Here is an 8,659-nt window from a genome sequence, read left to right on the forward strand (position 1 = left end):
AAACGAGATGGTTCGTGTGTGAAGATTGGACGTTGTTTTGGTCTGTCTCGTAAGAAGATTGTTTGATGAAATGACAGAAGTGAAAACACGGTTTGTTTATTGGAAATGGTCATGTTTTCTAAACAAGCCCTAGGGCTTGTTTGAAACAACACCAGGGCTTACGTGAAATTAGGCGAGATGTTGCTTACATGGATACGAGGTATTGTTAGGCTATCAACAGGAGAGGATGATTCGGATGGACAGTTACCCACTAGATCAACAGACGATGGACGAGATGACGGAGGTATTGCTTCGACGCCTTCCTGACCGGCTTCAAGAAGATTTTGACGACTTAAAACTTGTGAGCATGGATCTTCTTTGTGATGTGAAGGAAGGAGAACGCTTGACCCACCTCACCGTCTTTTTCAATACCAATATGATTCGACGGAATCGTCGTACATAAGAACATAAAGTAATTGTATACATGTATATGTGTATACATTTTTTGAAGTCTTCATTTCTGTAGTCTCATAAACAAGGACTGAACTGGCTCTGGACGGGGAATCGTTTTATAAAGAAGCGGAAGGGGGGAGACGTGATGGACGAACGACTACTTGATGATTATGCGTTTAAGAGTAGGATCGGCGTTCACCTTTTCCTTTCCTCGTTTTAACCGATTCAGACCGCCCTACATCAACCAGGTCTCAGCAGAATCACGAATGGCTTGTTCATAGGAGCCTGTGAAATAGCCTCGTTTCATTGAGAAGATGTTATCCCCATCTATATTGATACTGTCGTATCGATTATAATTAATCTGTTAACAAATACTAATTCTTAAAATATTGATTTCTCTTGTTGTTCGTTGAGATTCGGTTACGAAAGAAAACACTACTTTGTGATGTTCTCAGCATGTATAACTATTAATTTATGGGAGTAACCACTAATGAAGCGATTGGCACCTCAACAATTCACTGACATCCTAAACAAACATAAAAAATGGCTAAATAAAGAAACTGGTGGCGAGCGCGCTGACTTAAGTGGTGCAGATTTAAGTGATGCCAACCTAAGGCACGCAAATTTAAGTGAAGCAGACTTAAGCTTTGCTAACATCAATCACGCTGACCTGAGTTTCGCTAATTTAAATCATGCAAATCTAAGAAGAGCCAACCTAACTAAAACGAATCTACTTGTCGCATCGCTAGATGGCGCAGATCTAAGTGGTGCATACCTAGATAGTGCAGAACTAACTGGTGCAACTTTAATCGAAGCCAATCTATGCGGTACCAGATTAAATTACGCTAACCTGGTTGCCGTTGACCTAAGCAAAGCTAATCTAACTAAGGCTGACCTACGGGGCACAAAACTAAATGGTGCAGACTTACATCACTCCAATCTGGTTGAAGCTAATCTAAACTACGTTAACCTAGTTGAAGCAAACCTAAACAAAGCTAATCTAACTAAAGCTGACCTGAGTGACGCCAATCTAAGGCACGCAAATTTAAGTGAAGCAGACTTAAGCTTTGCTAACATCAATCACGCCGACCTGAGTTTCGCTAATTTAAATCATGCAAATCTAAGAAGAGCTAACCTAACTGAAACGAACCTACTCGCCGCATCGCTAGATGGTGCAGACCTAAGTGGTTCATACCTGGATAATGCAGAACTAACTGGCGCAACTTTAATCGAGGCCAATCTATGCGGTACCAGATTAAATTACGCTAACCTGGTTGCCGTTGACCTAAGCAAAGCTAATCTAACTAAGGCTGATCTATGTGACACAAAACTAATTGAAGCAGACTTGAGTGAAGCCAACCTAAGTAACACATATTTAATTGAAGCGGACCTCAGTTTCGCTAACATCAATAATGCCGACCTGAGTTTTGCTAGTTTGACTGGTGCAAACCTAAGAAGCGCCAACTTAATTAAAACGAATCTGTCTGCCGCATCGCTAAGCGGAGCAGATTTAAGAGGTGCATGCTTAATATATGCTGAACTAAATTCCGCATCTTTAATCGAAGCAGATTTACGTGGCACAAGACTAAACTACGCTAAACTAGGCTTTGCTAAACTAGACTTTGCTAAACTAATTATGGCTGACCTAAGCTCCGCAAATCTATATAATGCGTACTTAAGTGAAGCCGATCTAACTATGGCTGATCTAAGCTGGGCAAAACTAAACAGCGCAGACTTAAGTAACGCAAGATTATATAGTGCAGACTTAAGTTTTGCCCATCTAGATGAAGCTAATCTAACTAAGGCAGACCTACGGTGCACAAAACTAAATGGCGCAGACTTAAGTTTTGCCAATCTGGTTGAAGCCAATCTAAGCTACGTCAACCTAGTTGACGCTAACCTACGCTACGCTAATCTAACCAAGGCTGACCTGCGCGGCGCAAGACTAATTGAAGCAGATCTATATCAAGCCAATCTGAATGAAATATTGCAACTGTAAGTATCTAAGTTTCCTATATAACGTGGCGGAATCTAAATTTGCCGAGTCTGTTCTATTGATTTCAGGATGTTGGATGAAGAAGTTGACATGGACTGTCTCATGGCCGAGTTGAAGAAAAACAATCTCTTCACGTCAGAACTCTTCGAAACAACTGTAAAAAGTATCGACATCAATAATAAAAAGGGATGTGAGGTGATGGACGAGGGGTTACTTGATGACTATGCGTTCGAAGGATTGGATCCGTTCGTTCGGACCGTGTTCTCTGAATTGATGGAACATCCCGAATGGATGCGTGTCGTCGACAAGGAACATTGCGTCGAGAAGGTCGTCCGTTTCGACGAGGGAAGAAACTCGCCTTACTTCCGGGTGTTGATCTACTTGGATGTAGAAGAGCGTCCGATCAAGAAAGTGTATCTATACGGGACATGGGTGGTGGCAGATGGAGACGTCAGCTTTGTCGTCTCGGAGCTATCAAAGGGTGTATTCGAATATGAAGTGATGCACGTCCATTGGCTCATCAAGTACCGGTTCGAGGATTGGGGCGTGTCCGAGGACGGGGCGTGGGAGAAGGAATGGTGATCCGGGCTCATGCGTGAGCGTCTAGCGCCAGGAGGCGAAGTCGCTCATCGCACCGCTGCCCCCCTGACGGCCCGATAACAAGAGCTGCTGGCTTTTAGCCGCATCTCTATGTTCCTGGCCCTTTCTGACGGGAGGCACGGAGCGTAAGGGCAACGTCAAAAGCAAGAGCGCGGGCGTGTCTTGAGACACGCGAGGAAAACCATTCAGCCGAATGGTTTTTTGTTTTTACATAAAGGCACTTTACTTTTCAAAGCGACTGTTTATCAATGGTTCTTAGAATAAAAGATTGAGAATGAAAGAGTCTGCGTCGACATGTCTTCTGAATCGAGTGATTGATTTTTCTATTCAAGTTTGGAGCATGTGTACATTGTATAATACAATATATGTAAATGATGAGAAGGTAGGGATTTATATTGTACAAAGCTCTATTAATTGCAGTCAATGAGCAACGTGACCATGAGATATCTGCTCTTCCAAATACGTTGAACGACGTAAGAGAAATCAATCGATTATTGACAGAAGAGCCCGCCGTATTCGGTAAATCTGACGTCCAGATTTTATATGGGAATTTGACCACCAAGTCAATGTTAGACCATGCATTACATAGTTTTTTTGGGGATGCGTCTCCAAATGATGTCTTGTTTCTCTACTGGGCAGGCCACGGGGGGTTCAGTCAAACCAATGCGTATTTCATTCCATATGATGCAGATATTCATGCCATAGGTGACACCAGCATCAACATGTCCGATGTCAGGGACCATATCGACCAAACACCGGCGCGCACGGTCTTGAGCTTTTTTGATACGTGTCATAGCGGTGCGCTCATGCGATCAATCGACAATCTCATGGAGAGAGGGCTTGAAATTAAAGGGTCCGGTAAGTTCGTCATCGCAGCGTGCACGGAAAATCAGTTGGCTTGGGATCGAAACGGGCATGGAGCCTTCACAGATCATTTGATCCGTGGCCTGGAAGGTGGGGCGACGAACCCGAGCGGGGAGATCGATATCTACACGCTCTATGCTTACGTCAGCCGGGCTCTCTCGAAAGAATTCGAGAATCAACATCCTGTCTTAAACAGCACGCTTTCCGGTCCACCTGTCATCATCAAGAATGTAAAGACGAGACAGGCCGAGTCGAATTCAACACCACTATTTGACGGTGGACAATGGATGATCGACAATTCTGGAGACTGGTTTCTATTGGGAAGTTCGAGCGCACGTTACTTCTCCTATCGCTACAACCGTTCTGACAAGGCATACAGCTTGATTTTGAAGGCAGAAAACAACTCGAGAGGGGTCGAGGAGGTGCTCAAGCAGATGTGGAGAACGGAGCAACCTTTCGCGATTGAAGACACGGCTGAATATGTCCGCGTGGCCGAGGTGAATGTGGAAGTGGTCGGGGGTGAAAAAACGATCAACCTCAAGCTGGTCTCAAGTGAAGACAGACATGGCAGTCACATGTTTAGTGAAATGACGGTCAATGGCATTAAACCCGATGAAATCGCTAAGCTGAGAATCGATCACTATCTATTCAACAAAGAAGTTCCGAGACATGTCAGAATGGATCATTCGGAAACACTCATTTACGGGAATCCATCCGACTATGAGGTGTCCGATCGTTTAATCCCGGACCTGCTTAATCAGAATGTCAGCCTGGAATGTATTAGACTACACCTCATAGCGGTCCTTGTATTCAAATCGATTGTGTCTGAAGTGAACTCATTGAATTTATTTGTCGAACGCGGTGTCATCACGAGGATTACCATCGAAGGTAGGCGGCCCCGCGTCTACTCGAACGTCGATCCGTCAATAGTGTCAGTGGACGAACAGGTACATTTTTCATTGGAATATTGATACGATCCGCGTACATGAGTAAGCGAAAGACCATCAAATCAGAGAAGGCGGAGAGCCTAGATGAAACATTCCTTACCGGACACACGTTTGCTATATGAACAAGTTTTGAACCATGGGCAACAGACCGCTGTCGATGATTTTGCGGCTAAAGGCCTTATGCACAGGCAAGCGGAATTCATAGCACAGTTATGGGAGACGGACGCGGAAATCGGAGGGATCGGCGGATACCAGATTCCTAAAAACCCGGTACAGAATCTGTTTCCTGGCGGAATGGAACGAACTTTGTATAGGCCGTTGCAGTATGCGGCGAGCGAACTAGAGCGGGACGTGGCGTATGGGGCGCGATACATCGTTCAATATGCAGGCATGCACCTGGAGGCCGCGACACGTCAATATTTGATGCGATCGCAAAAGCTCGGGTCGCTTCGACACTCCCAGTCCACCTTGGGAAAAGCGGTCCATCAAATCGCCAAGCTGCGAACGATAGATGAAAAGACGATTCAGAGCCTACTGGTATTCGTACGCCTGTACAACATGTCGAAACATGGGGTGAACCAAGACGAATCGAGAGACCGTCTATTCAGTGCGGAGGACGCACTGATCGCTTATCTGTCTGCTCGTATCCTAGGCGTCCGGTTGTTGACCGAGATCGGTTTGGTTCCATCATAAGCATGGCCATGAAACAACTGATGTCCTGACGCCTCTTGATCAATGGCCAAGATGTCTAGATGTTTAACCGTGGAAGATATCAATCCTTTCAATCGAACAGGCCATGAAAGTATGAATCAGACCATCTTAAAAGAGCATGTATATATTTCGACGTCGAAACGTATACATGCTCTTTCTACCCACTATTCCATATGAAGACATTAGAAAAGTGAGATTTTGATGGTTTACACTGCTTTATAAATCAACCATTGGTCACAACTCATTCAATCTGTATCTATCAGCCTTACCTAATAGAGTCATTGGACCAGAATCAATATGACGGTTTCGTATACATCCGTGATGCATCGAAGAGAGATCGAACATGGAACAGTCACACCACGGACAGAGGCGCCTAGTGCGGAAAGGCGTGCAACAAGAACTTATCCAAGGTTACAAAGATTTCAATGGGTCCAAAAGCCAAAAGGAAATCAGGAAGAGTCGGGGCCACCTGGATTATATTGCTCGAAATTTAAAGTAAGAGGGTCAATTTAAAATTTAAAGAGGGTGAATGAATAAAATGTCTCTAAACAGCAAGTTACATGGGAAAACGCAACAAGACAGAGAGTTTATGAGCGTACTCCTCTCTGTTGCACCAAATAAAAATGATTACTATACTCAAAGCGGTAAAAATGCTTTTTCAAATGAATACATACTCAAAGTTCCGAATAATTTAAGTGTAACTCGGGATTCAACGTTGTTAGGAACAGCTTTTGATTACCTGGCGCGATTTAGGATTGCGAAATTTATCAAATCGCAGTATGTTACATCTGGTTTAATGTCATATCAAGGAATGTATAAGCTAAAAAACGTACCGACTGTCAACGAATATTACTTTAATAAGTACCTATCCTGGGTGGAGAAAGTCGAAAAAGTAGTAATGGGAAGGTCGCAGTTAGCCGAACTATATGAAGTTGCTGTGCGCTTAGCTATGTTGGAACAAATCGCAAGAGCAAGAATCAACCCGAATGCTGTGGATTTGGATTACTTGTTTAATAATCCAGTACCTACTGAAGTGATAAGTGAATTGGAAATGATGATACATCTATTTGAAGAGAACTTTATGATTCCGGAAGTCATAAAAAAGCATAGTAGTGTGTCATTCAATCCGCATTTCGGTGTCTCATCGCTATTGGTTGAAGGTGCGGATGGAGACGTTTATATTAATGGAACCTTATATGACTTTAAAACCACCAAAGACAATTCACTTAAGAAAAAAGACAATCTTCAAATGATTGGCTACTACTTATTAGATGAACTTTCATATTATGCGGGCTCCGAGGAGTTTGAATTTGGCGACTATTATTCTGTAGACCGTATTGCATTTTATAAAGCAAGATACGGTGAAATTGAATATTATGATGTGCAGAAGCATTTCACCCCAGAAACACTAAAGGAAACATTGATAGAATTGACTAAAACTTTTGAAGGAAATGAGGGGAACTTAAGAAGGTATGTGGGTACTGGAGATGTGAGTGGAGTATTGAACAGATTAACTCAATTACGTAACGGCTCTTTTGAAATCGTAACATTACCTACTCATTCGTGAATCATAAAGCAGTCAGGCGATACATAATCTACAGACAAGCATCCTCCCATTAATGGAAGGATGCTTGTCTTCAAATCAACTTGAAATTTACTAGATTTATCAGTCGCAAGCGAATCCATCTTTATCGCGATCCATTTTTGATTGGTATGCAGCATGCGTAGAGTCTACGCCATTAGGATGGACTACTCTTAACTCCGTACAGTTTGCAAAGAACTCAAACTGAGGAGTTTCTATAACTACTTCAGGTTCTTCAACAACTTCTGGTGTATCAACAACTACTTCAGGTTCTACCTCAACAGGTTCACTCACTTCAGGTTCTTGGATGTTAGGGAACAGTGCGTGACTTAAATCTACACCGTCGTAAAGCTCACCGATTACCGTTTCATCTGTAGTATTAACAATGATATCTTCCCATTTTGAAGAAAGTCTGTCATTACCTGATTCGTAAGGTCCATATGTTAGCATCGATGCACCAGCAACTTTATGAAGTGCTGTTCCATCATGTAAATCAATTAAAAGGTAATCCGTACCGGCCAATTTTGATATGTCTTTAACGAAAAACTTGATTAAATTATATGATGTTATTTTGTTCTTTGTTGTAGAAATAAACGCATAAGTTCCTGTTTCTTCTGTTTCAGACTCGTTCATGAGTGATTTTACTTCAATGTCGCCTAACCTTGTAGATTGCAATTCCGGTTCGTCAACAATTTCTTTGATGGTTGGTTCTTCAATAGGGTCTACTGCTTGAAGAACTTCTGAAGATTCATCAGGTATTTTTGAATCTAAATCGTCCTCTCCAATACAACTTACTAAAGCGGACATCATTATAAAAATGTAAACGATAGAAGAAATGACTACTGGTAAGCTGCTTCGGTAACTATCGATGTTTCTATACCAAGGTGCAGCCGGCAAAAGAATTCGTCTTTTTCTTTCAATTAGTTCAACGACGGCTTGACCATCTTCAGTGGTATTTTGAACTGACAGATAAAATCTATCTCTATAAGAATACTTTCTTTCTCTCAATGTCTGTTTTACTACTAATTCCTCAGGTAGTTCTTCCCATTTATTTTTTTCGATTTCAGTGACTCTTCCTTGGTATTCTTTCACAAACCTTAGTCCTTCTTGTAAAGAGGCTACAAGGAAAATCGGATTAAAATCCGTCATATCATATTTTGTCCCACCCGCAACATAAGAGGTTGGGTATTTCTTTTTGACAATCTGCCAAGAAGTAAGTTTTTTCTTCTTAATTAAGTTATCCATTATTTGCTTCCTTCCGAAAAATAATAACTTAATTTTACCTTTTAAGTACTTTATGAACCGAAGGAGTTTTAACATTAAGGTCAAAGATTCATTTGGATAAACTGCGATAAAGCTTAGGTAAAAACAAAAAATAACAAAGATCTTTTTCATGTAGATGAACTGCTCCCCGTCAAGTAGACAGGGTAAATAATGAAAACCAGCCTATGCGGCTTGAGCCCTGTATTCGACAGGGCTCAAGCCGTTTAGTCGTTTCTGGAGACGATCATGGTTGTAGAACGATAT

At 42.2% G+C, this 8,659-nt stretch carries 8 protein-coding genes; 6 read left to right on the forward strand and 2 right to left on the reverse strand.

The window, feature by feature from the left end:
* The first annotated feature begins 235 nt into the window (after positions 1 to 235).
* The 6 genes from EVJ20_RS13650 to EVJ20_RS13675 all read left to right on the forward strand — a co-directional run bounded on the left by EVJ20_RS13650 (position 236) and on the right by EVJ20_RS13675 (position 7,117).
* Complete coding sequence (locus tag EVJ20_RS13650) at positions 236 to 442, forward strand: hypothetical protein (protein WP_131508635.1); 207 nt, start codon at positions 236 to 238, stop codon at positions 440 to 442.
* Between the two features lie 480 nt (positions 443 to 922).
* Positions 923 to 2,431, forward strand: coding sequence for a pentapeptide repeat-containing protein (locus tag EVJ20_RS13655; protein ID WP_131508637.1), 1,509 nt, complete (start codon positions 923 to 925; stop codon positions 2,429 to 2,431).
* A 195-nt stretch (positions 2,432 to 2,626) separates the two neighbouring features.
* Positions 2,627 to 3,010: a hypothetical protein gene (locus EVJ20_RS13660; protein WP_131508639.1), complete on the forward strand. Its 384-nt coding sequence runs from the start codon at positions 2,627 to 2,629 to the stop codon at positions 3,008 to 3,010.
* Between the two features lie 413 nt (positions 3,011 to 3,423).
* Positions 3,424 to 4,863, forward strand: coding sequence for a caspase family protein (locus EVJ20_RS13665; protein WP_161568119.1), 1,440 nt, complete (start codon positions 3,424 to 3,426; stop codon positions 4,861 to 4,863).
* 60 nt (positions 4,864 to 4,923) lie between these two features.
* On the forward strand, positions 4,924 to 5,532 hold the full coding sequence (locus EVJ20_RS13670; protein ID WP_131508643.1) for a hypothetical protein: 609 nt from the start codon (positions 4,924 to 4,926) through the stop codon (positions 5,530 to 5,532).
* Between the two features lie 547 nt (positions 5,533 to 6,079).
* Entirely contained in the window at positions 6,080 to 7,117 is a 1,038-nt protein-coding gene (locus tag EVJ20_RS13675; RefSeq protein ID WP_131508645.1) for a hypothetical protein, read from the forward strand.
* A 99-nt stretch (positions 7,118 to 7,216) separates the two neighbouring features.
* On the opposite strand, the gene EVJ20_RS15365 is transcribed toward EVJ20_RS13675, so the two are convergent.
* Positions 7,217 to 8,377: an excalibur calcium-binding domain-containing protein gene (locus EVJ20_RS15365; protein WP_328591044.1), complete on the reverse strand. Its 1,161-nt coding sequence runs from the start codon at positions 8,375 to 8,377 to the stop codon at positions 7,217 to 7,219.
* Positions 8,378 to 8,578: 201 nt separating this feature from the next.
* A partial coding sequence (locus EVJ20_RS15410; protein WP_131440828.1) for an IS3 family transposase occupies positions 8,579 to 8,659 on the reverse strand: 81 nt, incomplete at its 5' end.

The sequence above is a fragment of the Exiguobacterium sp. SH0S1 genome (assembly GCF_004337165.1).
GTDB classification, from domain to species: Bacteria; Bacillota; Bacilli; order Exiguobacteriales; family Exiguobacteriaceae; genus Exiguobacterium; species Exiguobacterium aurantiacum_A.

Excerpts from the sequence above, each read along its gene's own strand:
- EVJ20_RS15365 (WP_328591044.1), bottom strand. The coding sequence starts at position 8,377 with ATGGATAACTTAATTAAGAAGAAAAAACTTACTTCTTGGCAGATTGTC.
- EVJ20_RS13650 (WP_131508635.1), top strand. The coding sequence starts at position 236 with ATGGACAGTTACCCACTAGATCAACAGACGATGGACGAGATGACGGAG.
- EVJ20_RS13670 (WP_131508643.1), top strand. The coding sequence starts at position 4,924 with ATGAAACATTCCTTACCGGACACACGTTTGCTATATGAACAAGTTTTG.
- EVJ20_RS13655 (WP_131508637.1), top strand. The coding sequence starts at position 923 with ATGAAGCGATTGGCACCTCAACAATTCACTGACATCCTAAACAAACAT.
- EVJ20_RS13660 (WP_131508639.1), top strand. The coding sequence starts at position 2,627 with ATGGACGAGGGGTTACTTGATGACTATGCGTTCGAAGGATTGGATCCG.
- EVJ20_RS13675 (WP_131508645.1), top strand. The coding sequence starts at position 6,080 with ATGAATAAAATGTCTCTAAACAGCAAGTTACATGGGAAAACGCAACAA.